The 17,030-nt window shown below is 52.4% G+C and carries 15 protein-coding genes and 1 tRNA gene; 8 read left to right on the top strand and 8 right to left on the bottom strand.

The features are described from left to right. Positions 1-5: 5 nt before the first annotated feature. Together KGP26_RS22555 and KGP26_RS22560 are read right to left on the bottom strand one after the other, a co-directional pair. Complete coding sequence (locus KGP26_RS22555) at positions 6-953, bottom strand: ABC transporter (RefSeq protein WP_223664641.1); 948 nt, start codon at positions 951-953, stop codon at positions 6-8. Continuing rightward, the gene (locus KGP26_RS22560; RefSeq protein ID WP_179248339.1) at positions 953-1,621 is read right to left on the bottom strand and encodes a DsbA family protein; all 669 of its coding nucleotides are present in this window, start codon (positions 1,619-1,621) and stop codon (positions 953-955) included. The genes KGP26_RS22555 and KGP26_RS22560 overlap by 1 nt, the downstream gene beginning before the upstream one ends. Positions 1,622-2,982: 1,361 nt before the next feature. On the opposite strand from KGP26_RS22560, the gene KGP26_RS22570 reads away from it, so the two are divergent. The 3 genes from KGP26_RS22570 to KGP26_RS22580 all read left to right on the top strand — a co-directional run bounded on the left by KGP26_RS22570 (position 2,983) and on the right by KGP26_RS22580 (position 7,642). Further along, a complete protein-coding gene (locus tag KGP26_RS22570) occupies positions 2,983-4,068 on the top strand; it encodes an efflux RND transporter periplasmic adaptor subunit (RefSeq protein ID WP_059201682.1) in 1,086 nt (361 codons plus the stop codon). After that, entirely contained in the window at positions 4,068-7,148 is a 3,081-nt protein-coding gene (locus KGP26_RS22575; RefSeq protein WP_021806173.1) for an efflux RND transporter permease subunit, read from the top strand. Before KGP26_RS22570 ends, KGP26_RS22575 begins: the two co-directional genes overlap by 1 nt. Before the next feature lie 119 nt (positions 7,149-7,267). After that, complete coding sequence (locus tag KGP26_RS22580) at positions 7,268-7,642, top strand: lysozyme inhibitor LprI family protein (protein ID WP_024484999.1); 375 nt, start codon at positions 7,268-7,270, stop codon at positions 7,640-7,642. Positions 7,643-7,683: 41 nt separating this feature from the next. Here KGP26_RS22580 and KGP26_RS22585 read toward each other — a convergent pair whose 3' ends face one another. Next, positions 7,684-7,905, bottom strand: a complete 222-nt coding sequence (locus KGP26_RS22585) for a hypothetical protein (protein WP_021179822.1) — start codon at positions 7,903-7,905, stop codon at positions 7,684-7,686. A 465-nt stretch (positions 7,906-8,370) separates the two neighbouring features. Here KGP26_RS22585 and KGP26_RS22595 point away from each other — a divergent pair, with 465 nt between their 5' ends. From KGP26_RS22595 to KGP26_RS22615, 5 genes are all read left to right on the top strand, one after another. Beyond that, the gene (locus KGP26_RS22595; RefSeq protein WP_021806176.1) at positions 8,371-8,589 is read left to right on the top strand and encodes a hypothetical protein; all 219 of its coding nucleotides are present in this window, start codon (positions 8,371-8,373) and stop codon (positions 8,587-8,589) included. Between the two features lie 2 nt (positions 8,590-8,591). Beyond that, positions 8,592-8,927: a low molecular weight protein tyrosine phosphatase family protein gene (locus KGP26_RS22600; protein WP_021806177.1), complete on the top strand. Its 336-nt coding sequence runs from the start codon at positions 8,592-8,594 to the stop codon at positions 8,925-8,927. A gap of 193 nt (positions 8,928-9,120) precedes the next feature. Beyond that, positions 9,121-9,339, top strand: coding sequence for a hypothetical protein (locus tag KGP26_RS22605; RefSeq protein WP_223664642.1), 219 nt, complete (start codon positions 9,121-9,123; stop codon positions 9,337-9,339). Positions 9,340-9,392: 53 nt separating this feature from the next. Further along, positions 9,393-10,061, top strand: coding sequence for a hypothetical protein (locus tag KGP26_RS22610; protein ID WP_223664643.1), 669 nt, complete (start codon positions 9,393-9,395; stop codon positions 10,059-10,061). Between the two features lie 48 nt (positions 10,062-10,109). Beyond that, positions 10,110-10,622, top strand: coding sequence for a DUF3828 domain-containing protein (locus KGP26_RS22615; protein WP_223498302.1), 513 nt, complete (start codon positions 10,110-10,112; stop codon positions 10,620-10,622). Between the two features lie 3 nt (positions 10,623-10,625). Here KGP26_RS22615 and KGP26_RS22620 read toward each other — a convergent pair whose 3' ends face one another. The 5 genes from KGP26_RS22620 to recJ form a co-directional block, all read right to left on the bottom strand. After that, positions 10,626-12,026, bottom strand: coding sequence for an HdeD family acid-resistance protein (locus tag KGP26_RS22620; protein WP_223664644.1), 1,401 nt, complete (start codon positions 12,024-12,026; stop codon positions 10,626-10,628). A gap of 229 nt (positions 12,027-12,255) precedes the next feature. After that, positions 12,256-12,329, bottom strand: a tRNA-Gly gene (locus KGP26_RS22625). 157 nt (positions 12,330-12,486) lie between these two features. Beyond that, positions 12,487-14,004 (bottom strand): lysine--tRNA ligase, encoded by a 1,518-nt coding sequence (gene lysS, locus KGP26_RS22630; RefSeq protein ID WP_021806189.1) that lies wholly within the window; start codon positions 14,002-14,004, stop codon positions 12,487-12,489. A gap of 9 nt (positions 14,005-14,013) precedes the next feature. Then, positions 14,014-15,112, bottom strand: a protein-coding gene (gene prfB, locus KGP26_RS22635) for a peptide chain release factor 2 (protein ID WP_098929871.1) whose coding sequence is annotated in 2 segments (ribosomal slippage) — positions 14,014-15,036 and positions 15,038-15,112 — 1,098 coding nt in all. Because the reading frame shifts where the segments join, the coding sequence is not laid out codon by codon here. A gap of 184 nt (positions 15,113-15,296) precedes the next feature. After that, complete coding sequence (recJ, locus tag KGP26_RS22640; protein WP_115159279.1) at positions 15,297-17,030, bottom strand: single-stranded-DNA-specific exonuclease RecJ; 1,734 nt, start codon at positions 17,028-17,030, stop codon at positions 15,297-15,299.

Raw genomic sequence — 17,030 nt, forward strand, 5'->3', positions numbered from 1 at the left:
CCAGGTTATTCATTGATAAAAAATAACGAATGTGAGTGCCATAACAGCCAATCTTCAGGGTGCCTGACGATCGACGTTTCAATCAGTTCCGGCAGTTTGGCTTTCAGATTGCAGGCCGGTATCGGCGGATAGATGTGGATCTTTATTCCCTGATCGTAATACAGGTAATAAGAGACCACCTGTGCAGACAAGGCTCTGGCGATACGAATAACGCCGCTGTGCAGGTTGGCCGGGCGATCAAACAGGCGGCAACTGAGCTTCGCCGTTTTCGCCTCATTGGTATTGACGGTGTAATCCGGCGAGATATCCGGGAAAATCATGATATTGCGTTGATGATCGGCCGCCGCCATAATCGCGCTAGTCAAATTGCCGGCAATCGCCCGGTTATCATCATGGATCGAGCAGTAAGACAGGTGAATTCCCGCTTGCTGTCGCATTCTTTCCTGATAGGCCTCCGCACTGGCAGAAACCACCACCGTTGCCTGCCCCGGAAACACCCCAGCTCCTACCATGCCAGCCAACACGTCAGAAACCATATGCAGCGGTGCAAGAACCACCGGTTGCCCTGCTCGGTGCAAGGGTTCGACAACTGCGTTGAGCTGTACCTGACAGTGTTCCAACTGGGCCAGGAGGTGAGCGTTACCGGCATAGGCAGCGGCCAGATCCAACAAACGACGACGCTGGCTGATCTTGGCAAAATCCACCTTGCGGTCATCCTTAATCAGGCATTGCTTATTGGCTGCGGCCACAAACGCACGCCTGCGCTCCCCCCGATTATTCAACCGCAGCCAGCGGCTAAACGCCGCCAGCCCAAGAAACCAACGATAATCGCCATGCCGCAGCAACCAGCAAACGGTCTTGTGCTGTGTTCTGCGCAACGGTAAAAAACCCCGCGCGATTTTTGCGAGGGAATCTCTCCAGGCCAGATAAACCCACACGGCAAAGAAGCGCATTATTGCTCCAGCGGTTTATCATGCTGCAGCAACGACAGCAGGTGATCGGCAAATTCCGGGAAATCGCGATCCTGCAGTGCCAGCCACTTCTTGCTGACGATAAAGGTTGGGGTCGCGTTGATTTTGTAGTGATCGGATACCATGGTCATATAGCTCAGCAACTCTGCGACCTGCGGAGTTTGACTGGCTGCGTGATAAGCCGCGAGATCGATATCATTCTCCATCAACCAGCTATCAAGATTTTGGGGTTGACTCAGATCGCTTTGCTGTTTGATGACGGCGTTATAGGCACTTTCACGATGCTGAGCTTCAATACCCATCACCGTCAGGGTAGCAAATAATGGGGCGTAACTTGCCAGGCCATTGCTCTGCGCATTATTGAGATGCAGACGGATCAGTTTTGTCCCTGCTGGCATACGCGCTTCCAGCTTGGCAATATTCTCTTCGTTTATGGCACAGTAGTGGCAGCCGTAAGAGAATATCTCGACGAGGGTATTACCCTCTTTGATCGGGCTATTCTTGATCTCGTCATCGCTGACAGCAACCAGAGCTTGCTGTTCGATGCCCTGATTCAATACAAAATAGTGGAAATAGGCCGTCGTGATCAACGAGGAAATAACGATGATCGCCAAGGTATAAATGAGAAGCAGTAGGGGTTTTTTGAACATAAACCATACCTCCTAAAAAAGGCACACCAATGAGATCTTATAACGGAGGGATAGCCATTTTTATTTAGCACGTAGCGCCGTTGGCGAGCCAGCAGCCATCACATCCCTGTCCATCAATAAGCACCACTTTTCAAACAGGCCGATGCGAAAATCCTATCGCATCAGCCCAAATTTATATCCTGAAACTCAGGAAGAGCTTACGGCCGGCCTGCCGGGCAGTTGGCAGAATCAACAGAGGAGCTAGTCTGACTCACAATTCGGCCATTCTTATCCAGGCAAGTTCTGACTACATAGCAAGCACCACCAGCGCCACCCACATACTCAACAGCACAGACTCTTTTACATTTACCGCCAACAATTGTATCTGCTTCAAGTGTATTAACTTTTTTCACAACATCGTCCTTTTTATAAAAGTGAAACAAAAACAGCCCGAGTAACGCCTATCATCAGTGATAGAGCAATCCTACGCTTGATATAAAGGCACGATTAACCATACCTTTATTAAAGCGCAGGAAATTACGTTAAGCTGAATTATTTCGCTCTATCAAAAGAACTCTAGCCCAAGGATAGCCCGACGTTTAAAGCAGATCAATAATAATTTTTGTGGCAATTGACCTATTGCAACCAAATCATAATACCGCTAATACAGGATATTTCCCGTTAAAGAACAAGATTAAATACAATAAAAAAATACACCACTAGATATACCGTACCAAATAACAGCAATTAATAAAGGACAATTCCCTGAACGTGAAAATAACCCCACATCAAGAACGCAAGATATTAAAGAAAATCTAAACGGTATTACGAGGCGATAATCGGAGGGAGAAAGCAGAACAACTTGCATCATTGATAGCACAAGGTGTGCGGGACTGGGACTTTTATCATAGCCACCAACATAATTGCGGAAAATGATTTAGATCATAACCAAGAATCATCTTAATCCGTACCATCCTCGGCATCCTGCTACCGCGGATGCTGATTATCTGTTACCGATCATCTTAGCCGGGAAATCATTAGCGTTGATTGATTAGCCATAACCGAAACCGGGCCAACGGCATGAACTGAAGATAATTTACTCACGTTGGCAAACGGCATACTAAGCTTGAAGAGTCTACGAGTGGTTGAAACTGAAGGAAACAACATGGGTTGCGCACGCCCGCTAGCGGGTACCGGGAATCGCGTCAGGAGTGCGTGAAATCCCAGAGGGTTGTGTCCTACGGTCACAGTAGCAAGATTAAGTTCCCGCAGCAGCGTGAACCAAGGCCGGAGCTGGCCTAGACGAGCGGTAAGACGTGATGCATATGGTCAACGAGTTAACTCATCGCTCCCCCTAAAATCCGATCCTAAGAGATTGCATCGTGAATATAAAACTGGTTGCCGTTGTGCTTTGCACACTTTTTCTTACTGCCTGTGACAGAGAGACGCCTAAAGAACTCGAAAGCGTCCGTCCGGTGAATATCTTTGAAGTTAGCAACAGTGCCCAGCAAGGAGTACGCATCTTCCCAGCCAGGATTATCGCGGGTGACCGTACCGACCTGGCTTTTAAGCGCCCGGGGCAACTGCAACAATTGCTGGTACGCGAAGGGGAACGAGTCAACCAGGGGCAAGTGATTGCCGAGCTAAACAGTAATGACGCACGCCTGCGGCTTCGTGATCGGCAGGCCACGTTCGATTTGGCGCAGGCGCAATTCAATCGTTTCGCCACCCTGAGTGCCCGCAATGTTATTCCCCGTGCCGAACTGGATGTTCATCGCGCAGCGCGTGATTCGGCCCAGGCCGCCTTGAAGTTGGCCAGAGAAGAAGTGAGCGATATGCAAATCCGTGCCCCCTTTACCGGTGTGATTGCCACGCTCACTGCCCGTAACTATCAAGTCATCCCGGCAGGCCAACCGATAGCGACCCTGAACTCGCTGGATTCGCTGGATGTGGTCTTCAGCATCCCCGAAAATCTGTTCATTGTGATTGATGAAAACAATGCACAGTACCAACCTATTGTTCTGTTGAACAACTTGCCGGGCCGCGAGTTTACCGCCCGCTATAAAGAACACACCACCAATACCACCGCGGGCTCATTGACCTATCAAATGACCCTGACCATGCCGCGCCCAAAAGATCTGCCAATGCTCTCGGGAATGAGCGGCAGCGTGAAAATCAATCTCGGTAATCTGGCCGGGGCTTCGCAGAAGACCAATGTCATTGTGCCCGTAGAAGCAATATTTAACCCAGATAACAGCCCACGCAATCAGCCCCACGTGTGGGTGATCAAGGAACGTGATGGCAAACTGTTTGTGGAATCTCGTCAGGTTGAAACCGGACAACTGACCGCGAACGGAATACAGATCGTCTCCGGTCTGGCCGATGGTGAACGGATCGTCGCCGCCGGTACTCGCGAACTGCGCCCCAATCAGGAAGTGCGCGCCTGGGTCCGTGAGCGAGGTCTGTAATGAAACTGACAGAGAATTTTATCAACAACGGCACCCGAATCTGGTTGGCTATCCTGCTGCTAGGCATTGGCGGCGTGCTGGCGTTTCTCAACATCGGCAGGCTGGAGGATCCGGCCTTTACCATCAAGACTGCGGTGGTGGTCACCCGCTATGACGGCGCTTCGGCCCAGCAGGTGGAGGAAGAAGTCACCCTGCCGCTGGAAAATGCCATTCAGCAGTTGCCATATATCGACAACGTGACCTCCATCTCCAGCGTGGGGCTGTCGCAGATCACCATTAATATCCGTGCCGAATACGGAGCCGCCGAATTGCCGCAAATCTGGGATGTGCTGCGCCGGCGCATTGGCGATGCCGCGATACGGTTGCCCCCCGGTGCCAGCCCACCGATAGTGAACGATGATTTTGGCGATGTGTACGGCTTCTTCTTCTCGCTGTATGGCGACGGCTTTAGCAATCAGGAGCTGCGCAACTTTGCCGAGCTGCTACGCCGTGAGTTAGTGGTGGTGCCAGGCGTGGGCAAGGTGGGGATTGTCGGGGTGATCCCGGAAGAGGTGCAGATTGAGATTTCCCGCGCCCAGATGACCGCCGCCAATATTATCCCACAGCGGCTTTACGATCTGCTGAGCCGGCAGAACGTGGTGTCCAACGCCGGGGATCTGTTGGTGGGCAGCGAGTCGATAAGGCTGCATCCCACCGGGGAATTTGCCAGCGTGCAAGAGTTGGGTAACCTGCTGATTAGCGAGCCGGGTAGCCCGCGCAGCGTTTACCTGCGCGATATCGCCACTATCAGCCAGGGCGTAACCCACTCCCCCAATAATATCTACCGTGCCAACGGGCGGCCTGCGCTCTCCATCGGCGTATCCTTTGCCCCGAATGTGAACGTGATTGTGGTGGGCGAAGCGGTCAAGGCCCGGTTGGCCCAACTGCAAGCCGAACGCCCCGCCGGGATGGATATCAGCGTTTTCTACGATCAGTCCCATGAAGTAGAAGGCGCGGTGAACGGCTTTATCATGAACTTTTTGCTGGCGCTGCTGATCGTGGTCGGCACCCTGCTGATCTTTATGGGGGTGCGCAGCGGGCTGGTGATCGCCGCCTCGCTGGCGCTGAACGTGCTTGGCACCCTGCTGATCATGAAGCTGTTCAACATTGAGCTGCAGCGCGTTTCGCTCGGGGCGTTGGTGATCGCCTTAAGTATGTTGGTGGATAACGCCATTGTGATCGTCGAGGGCGTGCTGGTTGGGCGGCAACAGGGTGAGAAAACCCTGCAGGCCATTAATAACGTGGTCAAACGTACCATGTTCCCGCTACTGGGGGCGACGGTGATTGCCATTCTGGCGTTTGCACCGATCGGCTTATCCAACGATGCCACCGGGGAATACTGTAAGTCACTGTTCCAGGTGCTGCTGATCTCCCTGATGCTGAGCTGGTTCACCGCCTTGACCCTGACGCCGGTATTCACCAAATGGGCGTTTGAAAAACAGAAAATGGCCGAGCCAAAACCCGATGAGCCGGTCAAGTCGCCTTATGACGGTTGGCTGTTCCGCGTCTATCGCAATCTGTTGGGCAAACTGCTGCGCCAGCGCACCATTACGCTGGGGGTGCTGGCCGCGTTGATGGTTGTCTCGGTGATCGGTTTTGGTAACGTGCGCCAAAGCTTCTTCCCACCGTCCAATACGCCGATCTTCTTCGTCGATCTCTGGCTGCCCTATGGCACCGATATCGCCTACACCGAAAAGATAGCCGCCGAGATCGAGCAGCATATCCAGGCGCAAGAAGGCGTCAGCGATACCATGGTCACCATCGGCCAGGGTGCGATGCGCTTTATGCTCACCTACAACGCACAGCGGCAATATTCCAACTATGCACAGATCATGGTACGAGCCAAACAGCTCAACCAGATCCCCGGTATGATCGGCCAAATAGAGGGCTACGTACGCAACAATTTCCCTCAGGTGAACGCCCAGGCCAAGCGCATCATGTTCGGGCCTTCGAATAACAGTTCCATCGAAGCACGCTTTATCGGCCCGGATCCTAACGTGCTGCGAACGCTGGCGGCCAAGGCAGAAACTATCGCCAGCGCCGACCCCAATGCCGACGGCGTGATGCACGACTGGCAACAACGCAGCAAGGTCATTCGCCCACAGTTCTCGGATTATCTTGGCCGTGAATTAGGGGTGGATAAACGCGAAATCGACAGTGCACTGCGCATGAGTTTTGGCGGGATCGCCGTTGGCCTATATCGTGATGGCACACGGTTAATGCCGATTGTGTTAAGAACGCCGGACTCGGAGCGGTTGAATGCCGAACGGTTGAACGACGTGATGATCTGGAGCCAGGCACGGCAGGCGTTTATTCCTATCGACAACGTGGTTAACGGCTTTACAACCGAGTGGGAAGATCCGCTGATCATGCGCCGGGATCGCAAACGCACCCTGACGGTTCAGGCCGATCCGAGCTCCCAGAGCGGTGAAACCTCTGCCGAACTGTTGCAACGCATCAAACCGGATATTGATGCCATCCCATTACCGCGCGGCTATGAACTGAATTGGGGCGGCGACTATGAAAGTACCAAGGAAGCTCAGGCAGGGTTGTTCACCAGCCTGCCGGTAGCCTTTGTGATCATGTTCATCATCACCGTGCTGATGTTCAGCTCACTAAAAAATGCCGTCGCCATCTGGCTGACCATTCCGCTAGCGTTGATTGGGGTAACCGTGGGCTTCCTGCTAACCGGTATTCCGTTTGGCTTTATGGCGCTGATTGGCCTGTTGAGTTTAAGCGGGATGTTGATACGTAACGGCATTGTGCTGGTAGAGGAGATCGGATTACAGCGGCAGGAAAAACCAATCCTGGAGGCCATCATCGATGCCTCTACCTCACGCTTGCGCCCTATCCTGCTGACTGCCTTTACCACCGTACTCGGTCTGGCCCCGCTGCTTAGCGATGCCTTCTTCCAGAGCATGGCGGTGGTGATCATGTTCGGCCTGGGCTTTGCTACCGTGCTGACGCTGTTGGTGCTGCCGGTGATCTACAGCTGTATGAACTCCGATAAGCAAAAGGTCACACCGCAAACCGAGGCTTGAGACTTAAGTAAGGGCACCGCATACGCCCGGTTGAATATTTGTCTTCAATCGGGCTATTGCAAAATGCGGCATTGGTTTACTGTGTAGCCAGTTCAAAACCAAACACGGAGAAGTGCAAAGTGATTAAAGAAACAATCTTGGGATGTTCGCTGCTGTTGGTCTCTGCCACTGCGTTGGCCGGTGGTTGTGACAGCCCACGCACCCCTTATGACGTGACCTACTGTGCGGCATTGGAGATGGTGCAACTGGATCAAGAGATCAATGTGCAATACAAGAAGGTGATGGGGTTGCTGACCCAACCGCAAAAGCAGACGCTGAAGCAGTCGCAGATCGAATGGCTTAAAAATCGGGACAGTCAATGTAGCGACGATTCCATGATCAATGTCGCCTGCTCAAACAAGACCATGCAAAGCCGTATCGATTTTCTGAAAAGCGTAGAGCGGGAATGTAAAAGTACCGGCTGTGACAGCAAAAAACTGGCTCAACAGCAGTAACAGGGTCGGGGCGCCTATGCTGCGCCCCGACTAAAAAATCACTATTTGGTTAACGCGATAATACCCAATGTCAGGCCAGCGACCGCTGCCGCCCCGCCTGCAATCGCCCCGGCGGTTTCCCAGTTATCCTGGGTGGTGCCTTTCATACAGGTATTAGTATGAACCAGACGGCCTTGGTCGTCATAGACCGGTACGCAAGGCGACTCGGTAGCACACCCGGACAGTAAAACGGCCAGCAGGCCCGCTGCAATAAACTTACTCATACTCACACCTCGGCGTTCAACAGCCCAAAAAACATCAAAATGAATGAAAATCGCGCCACTGTACCACCGATGCCTATCGCGATGGATCCGGAATAGTCGCAAAATGTGTGGGGGAGTGAAGCAATTAGATTAGGGCCTGCAATAGCAGAGTGGCTCATGGTTTATCACGCTGCCTTCAATGGATGACGGACACTGCATGATAAGAGCCAACTTTGATGAGCACAAAGTTCAGCCCCCAGGCCACCACCACAAACAGTGCCAACAACTTATCCTTTACTGACATCATGCATTCCTTTTATTTCCCGTAGAGAGGTTGCGACCTCGTCAGAGCAGTGGCCACAGAATAAAGACGATTTATTGTTTATAGCCGAAATGTTAGCATTACCGGGCGGCATAAGATGCTGCTGCACCACCTCTCGTATTATCGCGGCTGCTGAACCCCGATAACACCGATGAGGCATTAACATGACTGACATACGTGGCCGGGCCTGGCGCCTGGTAAATAACAAACGCAACAAACACCGTGAGATGGGGGATTTTCAACCCAAGTTCACCAAAGAGAAAAAGTGGAAAATGCTCTATACCCGCTCACATAAAGTGACCCGGGCGAGGCAACTAGGCATTGAATACCCACAAGTATCCCGCGCCGTAGCCCGGCGTAACTCACTTGATGAGATTGATTAACCATGAATGTGCTGTTTGTCTGTAGCCGTAACCAATGGCGCAGCCCTACCGCAGAACGCATATGGCAACGGACTCCCGGCCTGACCACCAGGTCGGCCGGGACCAGCCGTAATGCCAAAAAAACAGTAACGCCGGAGTTATTGCGCTGGGCAGATATGATTTTTGTCATGGAGCAAAAGCACAAGAGCCGGTTGGTTGCCGAGTATCAGCGCCTGTTGGAACACAAACCGCTGCACGTTCTCGATATCCCCGATGACTATCAATATATGGATCCTGAGCTTATCACCCTGCTCGAACAATCTGCCGAGCCGTTCCTATCGCCTTTCATCCTGAAATAATCTTGTCGGGCATATATCCCCAGAAGCGAAGATTTCCCTCGCAGTGAGCCGTGTATCTTAAGCAGAAAATAGTCCCTGAGTCTGGTAATCTACCAGGCTTGAGTTCTTGGGTTTTAAGCCTTCCGGCTAACTAGCTAGGGTACAGTAAGACACTAATTCAGGATTATGTGATTGATTATAGGGATATAAAAGTATGATTACCGAACATACCGCGTTTTTCGCCAGCCCCTCCAAGCGATGTGATGATGTGTCTGCCATCGAGCGTAGAATAGCGACAAAGACGCTCTACTTATTGCTTTCTCCCGTTTTCACACTTGTTTTCATTGCATCTCTGGCTACGCCAACCCTATTTTTTATCGAGGGTGACACCTTTCTACTTGGTGTTTTATTTTTATTGATCCTTCTCCCCTGAATTATTTATTCTTTAAAAGAATTAGCGACAACTTAAAATTAAAGCATGGAGAGGTGTACTTTAACGTCACCTCTCAAGGTGTTTTCTATACACGATACAACGATCTTTCAGGCGGTGTAAGTCATTATCAGCTACTATGGCCAGAAGTCACAGGTTCGTTAGAAGACGGCACCAAGGCCACGATTGGCTTTCGTAATACGGGCTATAAAAATAATACTAAAAACCTGATTATCTACACCCAAACCCAATCCGGTGAAACGAAAGAAAATTTAATCCCGGTGCATGAAATAAAGAAATTCAAGCATCACTGGGAGATTACACGTGCAATACTGATGCAGATTGCCTCTCTACAACGGCCCGAACTGGTGATTTCTGAGGAGGTTTTCTATGACTTCAATATTAACCCCTCGACGTTTGAGTTTCAGAAGAAAAGCCGACGAAGAAGGCTGGCAAATTTCGTTGGGATCACTATATCACTTATCCTCATTTTCGGGGCTTTGTATAGTGCATCTATAGGGCTTACAACGATTGAAGTGAGTGGCTTCTGGTTTGTGTTGTCTCTGGTGGTTTTGTTCTTGGTTATGATATTAATCATCGCGTTCACCGTGGTGATCTTTGAGCGCATCCCTTTCTTTAGGAATAGTTTTCCAGCGTATACCTTGGTTTCGTACAGGGCTGAACAAGAACGACCAAGCGTTGCCATCAAGGTGAGCACACCGTAGTATGGGCCGTTGATTTAAGGGATAGAGAACGATTAAGGAATTGTAACCATGCGCATTTTTGCTTTGCTCTGTTTCTCTCTGCTTTCGTTTGCTGCACTTACGCAGCCCGCATCGGCCATTGAAAATCCCAGTAACTTTATAGCACGGATCTATGCCACCTATGGCCATGATGATGTTTCAAACGCATTCATCGGCGAAACGGGCCCGAAACGGATTGCGTCAAAGCAATTCCTCGCGGTGTTGGAAGAGGATCAGGCGCTAACCTTACCGGGCGATATAGGCTATCTTGACGCCGACCCGATCTGCCAGTGTCAGGATTATCAGAACCTGGTGGTGACGGATATCAATATTCTCTCGAACGATAATAAACAATCGCATGCCGCAGTCACTTTTCGCGCTTTTAGTGATAACAGTCTCACGACTACCACCACGTTTGATTTAGTGGCTGAGAATGAGCAGTGGTTTATTGACGATATTTTTGATGCCAATCAGCACAGTGTTCGTAATGCTATTGATGCAAATAATAAAGCCCTGCGTATAAAAGGGGAAACATTACCATAATCGCTACTTGCCTTTGTCATTTGAGGGCTCACTGCGAACATTTGACGCTATCGTGCCCTGCGCTTTTTCATCACGCCATTGCTTGCGCAAAGATAACATTTTCTCCAGGGCTCGTCGTATGGTGGCTATCCAGCCGGCTGGCCGTGGATCAGCCAACATGCTTAATGCACGTGCATAGTCAAGCACCAGCCCTGGTGTCCAGGCCATCGTTTTTGCGCGTTTACGTATTTGTACCGCCACCCATAATTCCGGCGTCGTGAGAATTTTACTCAACACCCACCAGTGGCCACGTTGTCCCCATATCTTACTCACTACGCCTTCCAGCGCTGCTTCAAGACCCCGCGCCACACTGCTTGAGCAGTTACGATGCGTGAGATTATACGTATTGTCTTCACGATAAACTTCCCAGAACCGTTTCAGACGTTCAGCATCGTAGTTCCTGATCCGCACACGCTGGGTTGAAGGACACCATGCCCCTGACTCTGTCACATAATCCGGTTGGAATTTCCCTTCAACATTATTGTCTGCGGTTGCCCGCAGCAAGCGGGTAAATTGATCTGGCGACCGGTCAATATCGACCGCTGGATACAAACTGATATATATACCTTCCGGAGATTCAAGTGCAGCATGGCCGGTGGAAATCACCCCATTTTTATCCACCGCAGCAATATAACGATCAATCACAGGATGAGGCACCGTTTTACTCTTCGAGGATCCCACAGGAGTCCAGACATGTATGGTCAGTGCAGGTTCATCATCGGCCGGAGGGCCTTCCCATTCAGTCACCAAAGGCGTGGTTACTGCGCTACTGGCTTCCTCAGCGGCCTTATTACCCAAAACCGCGGGGTTGACCTCCAGCTTTTTGACGCGCATCGCCAGCATAACCATATTCCACCCACCAAACATCAACCCAAGACCTAAACAATAAGGCACGGTGCCGACATAATGGGTCGGGTAGGGCTGAAAGAAGAAAATAGCTAACATCACTTCCAATACACCGCCAGCCACTACCAACTTCCAGTTTTTATAGCGCACGACCCCAGCGGAGACAATTTGCAATAACCCATCGGCCAAAAACAACGTGCCAAAAATCATCGATAAAATAAAATGGCCATGGTGTTGTCCACTCAAGATCAATATCGCGGCCAGGGAAAATGCGCCTCCTTTCACATAACGCAAGGTACGTTGTCCGCCGATGCCGGTATGCGCGACCATCAGCGTTGCCAGTCCCTCGATCAGCAACAGGAAAGCAAAGGGATGCAAAGGGAAATAAATCGCGTTATCCAACGCATCGATGAAAACGATTAAGCCCGCTAACACGCCTAACCAACCGGCAATCATCAACCCTCGCCAGCGGTTACGTAAATAATCTACCCCAAGTAAAATCATTACCAACCGAACCATGCCTTATCCCCTCTCATTGTAAGGCGGTTTGTCAGATCTACGCAGAAGTGGTTTTCCAAGATGGCATGAGTATAGTTTCAAACTGCATAGGTGTAACTAAACACATTTCTATAGAAGATAGTGGTTTGATTGGGGAAACACGGGTTGAACCAAGTTGATATGGGAAATGATAAAACGTTATTAAATCAGAGAATAGTTGATTTTAGTGGTGTTCAGGGAGACTTGAGATTGGAGCGGGTGAAGGGAATCGAACCCTCGTATGCAGCTTGGGAAGCTGCCGTTCTACCATTGAACTACACCCGCTTAGGTGTGCGACTGGCATTATAACCGGTTATGCGCGCCGGGCAAGAGAAGATAACGCATAACTGCCGATGTTTTAAGCGGTTAGCAACACCCCGCTCTCTTCAGGCGAAAAAAAACCGGCACAGTCGCCTGCACCGGCTTAATCACTCAGCTAACGTTACTTGCTCGGGCGCATGGCCGGGAACAGGATCACGTCGCGGATGGTGTGGCTGTTGGTCAACAGCATCACCATACGGTCGATACCGATGCCCAGACCCGCGGTTGGCGGCAGGCCATGTTCCAGCGCGGTGACGTAGTCTTCGTCGTAGAACATCGCTTCGTCGTCACCAGCATCTTTCGCGCTAACCTGATCGGCAAAACGCTGCGCCTGATCTTCTGCGTCGTTCAGCTCTGAGAAGCCGTTACCGATTTCACGCCCGCCGATAAAGAATTCGAAACGATCGGTGATTTCCGGGTTCTCGTCGTTACGGCGTGCCAGCGGAGAAACCTCTGCCGGGTACTCGGTGATGAAGGTTGGCTGGATCAGATGGCTTTCTGCGGTCTCTTCGAAGATCTCGGTAACTACGCGACCCAGACCCCAGCTCTTCTCTACCTTGATGCCGATGGATTCGGCAATCGCTACCGCGCTAGCCATCTCGTTCAGATCGTCGAGGTTGGTTTCCGGGCGGTATTTCTTGATCGCTTCACGCATGGTCAGCTTTTCAAACGGCTTGCCGAAGTCGAACACCTCATCACCATAAGGCACCTTGACGTCACCCAACACGTCCTGCGCCAGCGTACGGAACAGCGACTCGGTCAGCTCAATCAGGTCTTTGTAATCCGCATACGCCATATAGAGTTCCATCATGGTGAACTCTGGGTTATGACGCGGGGAAACGCCTTCGTTACGGAAGTTACGGTTGATCTCGAACACGCGCTCGAAGCCACCTACCACCAGGCGCTTCAGATACAGCTCTGGCGCGATACGCAGGTACATGTCGATGTCCAACGCGTTGTGGTGCGTGACGAACGGACGAGCAGACGCGCCGCCAGGGATCACCTGCATCATCGGGGTTTCGACTTCCATAAAGCCTCGACCCACCATGAAGTTACGGATCGCCGCCATCACCTGCGAACGGATCTTGAAGGTGTTGCGGGATTCTTCGTTGGCGATCAGATCCAGATAACGCTGGCGATAACGGGTTTCCTGATCGGCCAGGCCGTGGAACTTGTCTGGCAGTGGACGCAGTGCTTTGGTCAGCAGACGCAGCTCGGTACAGTGGATAGACAGTTCGCCAGTTTTGGTCTTGAACAGCTTACCGCGTGCGCCGAGGATATCGCCCAGGTCCCATTTCTTGAACTGCTCGTTGTAAACACCTTCAGGCAGATCGTCGCGTGCGACGTAGAGCTGAATGCGGCCACCCACGTCCTGCAGCGTCACGAAGGAGGCTTTACCCATGATACGGCGGGTCATCATACGGCCAGCTACGGTCACTTCGATACCCAGTGATTCCAGCTCTTCGTTTTCTTTGCTGCCGTATTCGGCATGCAGCTTGTCGGAGGTGGTATCACGACGGAAGTCGTTCGGGAACGCAATGCCGTTCTCGCGCAGCGCGGCCAATTTTTCACGGCGTGACTGCAGCTCGTTGTTGAGATCCAACGCCTGTTCGGCGCCTTGTGCTTGTTGCTCAGACATTTCTGTTCCTCATAACCCGGCTTTCAAACTTGCCTCAATGAATTTATCCAGGTCGCCATCCAGTACGGCCTGCGTATTACGTGTTTCGACGTTGGTGCGCAAATCCTTGATGCGGGAGTCATCCAGCACGTAAGAACGGATTTGGCTGCCCCAGCCGATATCGGACTTGTTGTCTTCCAGCATTTGCTTGTCAGCATTTTTCTTTTGCATCTCGTATTCATACAGCTTGGCGCGCAGCTGTTTGAATGCCTGATCCTTGTTCTTATGCTGAGAGCGATCGTTCTGGCACTGCACCACAATATTGGTTGGCAAGTGGGTAATACGCACCGCCGACTCGGTTTTGTTAACGTGCTGACCACCAGCACCGGAGGCGCGGTAAACGTCAATGCGCAGATCGGCCGGGTTGATTTCGATATCGATATCGTCATCCACTTCCGGATAGATAAATACGGAACTGAAGGAGGTATGGCGACGGCCACCGGAATCGAATGGGCTCTTGCGTACCAGGCGATGCACGCCGGTTTCAGTACGTAACCAGCCAAACGCGTAGTCGCCGATAATCTTGATGGTTGCCGACTTCAGGCCCGCGACGTCGCCGTCGGACTCTTCAATCACTTCCGTTTTAAAGCCTTTGGATTCCGCCCAACGCAGGTACATGCGCAGCAGCATGCTAGCCCAGTCCTGCGCTTCGGTGCCGCCGGAGCCTGCCTGGATATCCAGATAGCAGTCCGCGCTGTCGTATTCACCAGAGAACATACGACGGAATTCTAATTGTTCCAGCTTGGCGCTCAGTTGATCGAGCTCAACCACGGTCTCGTTGAAGGTGTCTTCGTCTTCCGCCTCAACCGCCAGTTCCAGCAGGCCAGTGACGTCTTCACAGCCCTGTTCCAACTGATCGATGGTTTCGACAATGGCTTCCAGCGACGAGCGCTCTTTGCCTAATGCCTGTGCGCGTTCAGGTTCGTTCCAAACGTCCGGCTGTTCCAGCTCGGCGTTAACTTCTTCTAGGCGTTCTTTCTTGGCATCATAGTCAAAGATACCCCCTGAGAACGGCTGTCCGCTCGGACACATCCTGAATGCGGTTTTTTACCGGATTAATTTCAAACATGATTTTTTGTGTTCTTACGTTGATGTCGTCGATGGCGAAATGCCATTGGAACCGGTAATTCTAGCGGATCCAGCGGCCAGTTTATAGCGAGTTGGTCAGTTTTTGTGGGGGATCAACGTTCAGATGCAAGAATCAACATGTGGCACGTCAAGTCCCCTCTCCCTTTGGGTGAGGGGCTAGCCGGTTAACGCGGCCAGAGGTGTTGAATGAGCAACTGCACGTTACGGTTGCCACGGAACTCGTTTACGTCCAGTTTGTACGCCAGTTCCACTTCTTTGATGCTGCTGTCCGGCCACTGTGTGGTGTCGATATTGAAGGCGATGCCGTCCAACAATGGGCCGCCACCAAGCGGTTCGATCATCAGCTTCAGGTGTTTCTCGCCCACCAGCCGCTGTTGCAGAATACGGAACTTGCCGTCAAAGGTTGGCTCAGGAAACGCCTGCCCCCAAGGCCCGCCCTCACGCAGAAGCTCCGCGGTGGTCAGGGTCAGTTCTTGCATCATCAACTCGCCGTCCGACCAGATCACGCCTTCCAGCATGGCTGGATCGAGCCATTCGCCGACCAGCTCGCCAAAACGCTGGCGGAACTCGTCAAACTTGGCCTCTTCCAGCGACAAGCCCGCCGCCATCGCATGGCCGCCGAACTTCATCATCAGCCCAGGATTCAGGGTATCGAGCCGCTCCAGCGCATCACGCATATGCAACCCGGCCACCGAGCGGCCAGAACCTTTCAGAATGCCGTCGCCCGCAGGGGCAAAAGCGATCACCGGGCGATGGAAACGCTCTTTGATGCGTGAAGCCAGAATGCCCACCACGCCCTGATGCCACTCTGGGTGATACATCGCCAACCCGTAAGGCAATGCGGTGGTGGTGCGTTCCAACTGATCGCACAGCTCCAGCGCTTCCACCTGCATCCCCTGCTCTATCTCACGCCGGGTCTGGTTGAGCGCGTCGAGATCGTTGGCCAGCATACGCGCCTGGGCAATATCGTCGCTCAACAGCATGGCGACGCCGATCGACATATCGTCCAGCCGCCCTGCCGCGTTCAGCCGTGGCCCAAGAGCAAAGCCGAGATCGCTGGCCGCCAATTGCCGCGCATCGCGGTTGGCCACTTCCAGCAGAGCGCGAATACCTGGCCGACACTTGCCAGCCCGGATGCGGTTCAGCCCCTGATACACCAGAATACGGTTGTTGGCATCCAGCGGCACCACGTCCGCCACGGTGCCTAACGCCACCAGATCCAGCAATTCGGCCAGATTAGGCATAGCCAGCGCACGCTGTTCGAACCAGCCGCTGTCACGCAGCTTGGCCCGCAAAGCCAACATCAGATAGAAGGCAACGCCTACACCAGCCAAAGATTTGGAGGGAAAATCACAGTCACGCAGGTTCGGGTTAACGATCGCCTCTGCCGCAGGCAAAGTATCCCCCGGCAGATGGTGATCGGTGACCAGCACCTGTATTCCCAAGCCATGCGCAACGTCAACGCCCGCATGCGAGGAGATACCGTTATCGACCGTGACGATCAGCTCAGCACCCCGAGCCGCCGCCTGCTCCACGACTTCGGGGCTAAGGCCATAGCCATCTTCAAAACGGTTGGGCACCAGATATTCGATAGAGCTACAGCCCATGCTACGCAAGGCCAGCACCGTCAGTGCGGTACTGGTGGCGCCGTCGGCGTCAAAGTCGCCCACCACCATGATGCGGCGACCGTCGGCCAGTGCCTGCTGCAATATCGCTACCGCAGCATCGATACCGCTCAACTGTTGCCAAGGCAACATGCCCTTGACGCTACGCTCCAGCTCCTGCTCGCCCTTAACTCCGCGCAACGCGTATAAGCGACGTAACAGGGGAGGCAGGCTGGCGGGTAAATGGCTGGCATCTGCCGCCTCGCGGCGGCGTAATTGGGTTTTAATACTCAC

Source organism: Serratia sp. JSRIV002 (assembly GCF_019968725.1).
GTDB classification, from domain to species: Bacteria; Pseudomonadota; Gammaproteobacteria; order Enterobacterales; family Enterobacteriaceae; genus Chania; species Chania fonticola_B.

What these genes read in the sequence shown, in the direction of transcription:
- KGP26_RS22605 (WP_223664642.1), top strand. Translation starts at nt 9,121, where the DNA reads ATGATTACCGAACATACCGCGTTTTTCGCCAGCCCCTCCAAGCGATGT.
- KGP26_RS22620 (WP_223664644.1), bottom strand. Translation starts at nt 12,026, where the DNA reads ATGGTTCGGTTGGTAATGATTTTACTTGGGGTAGATTATTTACGTAAC.
- lysS (WP_021806189.1), bottom strand. Translation starts at nt 14,004, where the DNA reads ATGTCTGAGCAACAAGCACAAGGCGCCGAACAGGCGTTGGATCTCAAC.
- KGP26_RS22560 (WP_179248339.1), bottom strand. Translation starts at nt 1,621, where the DNA reads ATGTTCAAAAAACCCCTACTGCTTCTCATTTATACCTTGGCGATCATC.
- KGP26_RS22615 (WP_223498302.1), top strand. Translation starts at nt 10,110, where the DNA reads ATGCGCATTTTTGCTTTGCTCTGTTTCTCTCTGCTTTCGTTTGCTGCA.
- KGP26_RS22595 (WP_021806176.1), top strand. Translation starts at nt 8,371, where the DNA reads ATGACTGACATACGTGGCCGGGCCTGGCGCCTGGTAAATAACAAACGC.
- KGP26_RS22575 (WP_021806173.1), top strand. Translation starts at nt 4,068, where the DNA reads ATGAAACTGACAGAGAATTTTATCAACAACGGCACCCGAATCTGGTTG.
- KGP26_RS22585 (WP_021179822.1), bottom strand. Translation starts at nt 7,905, where the DNA reads ATGAGTAAGTTTATTGCAGCGGGCCTGCTGGCCGTTTTACTGTCCGGG.
- KGP26_RS22555 (WP_223664641.1), bottom strand. Translation starts at nt 953, where the DNA reads ATGCGCTTCTTTGCCGTGTGGGTTTATCTGGCCTGGAGAGATTCCCTC.
- KGP26_RS22600 (WP_021806177.1), top strand. Translation starts at nt 8,592, where the DNA reads ATGAATGTGCTGTTTGTCTGTAGCCGTAACCAATGGCGCAGCCCTACC.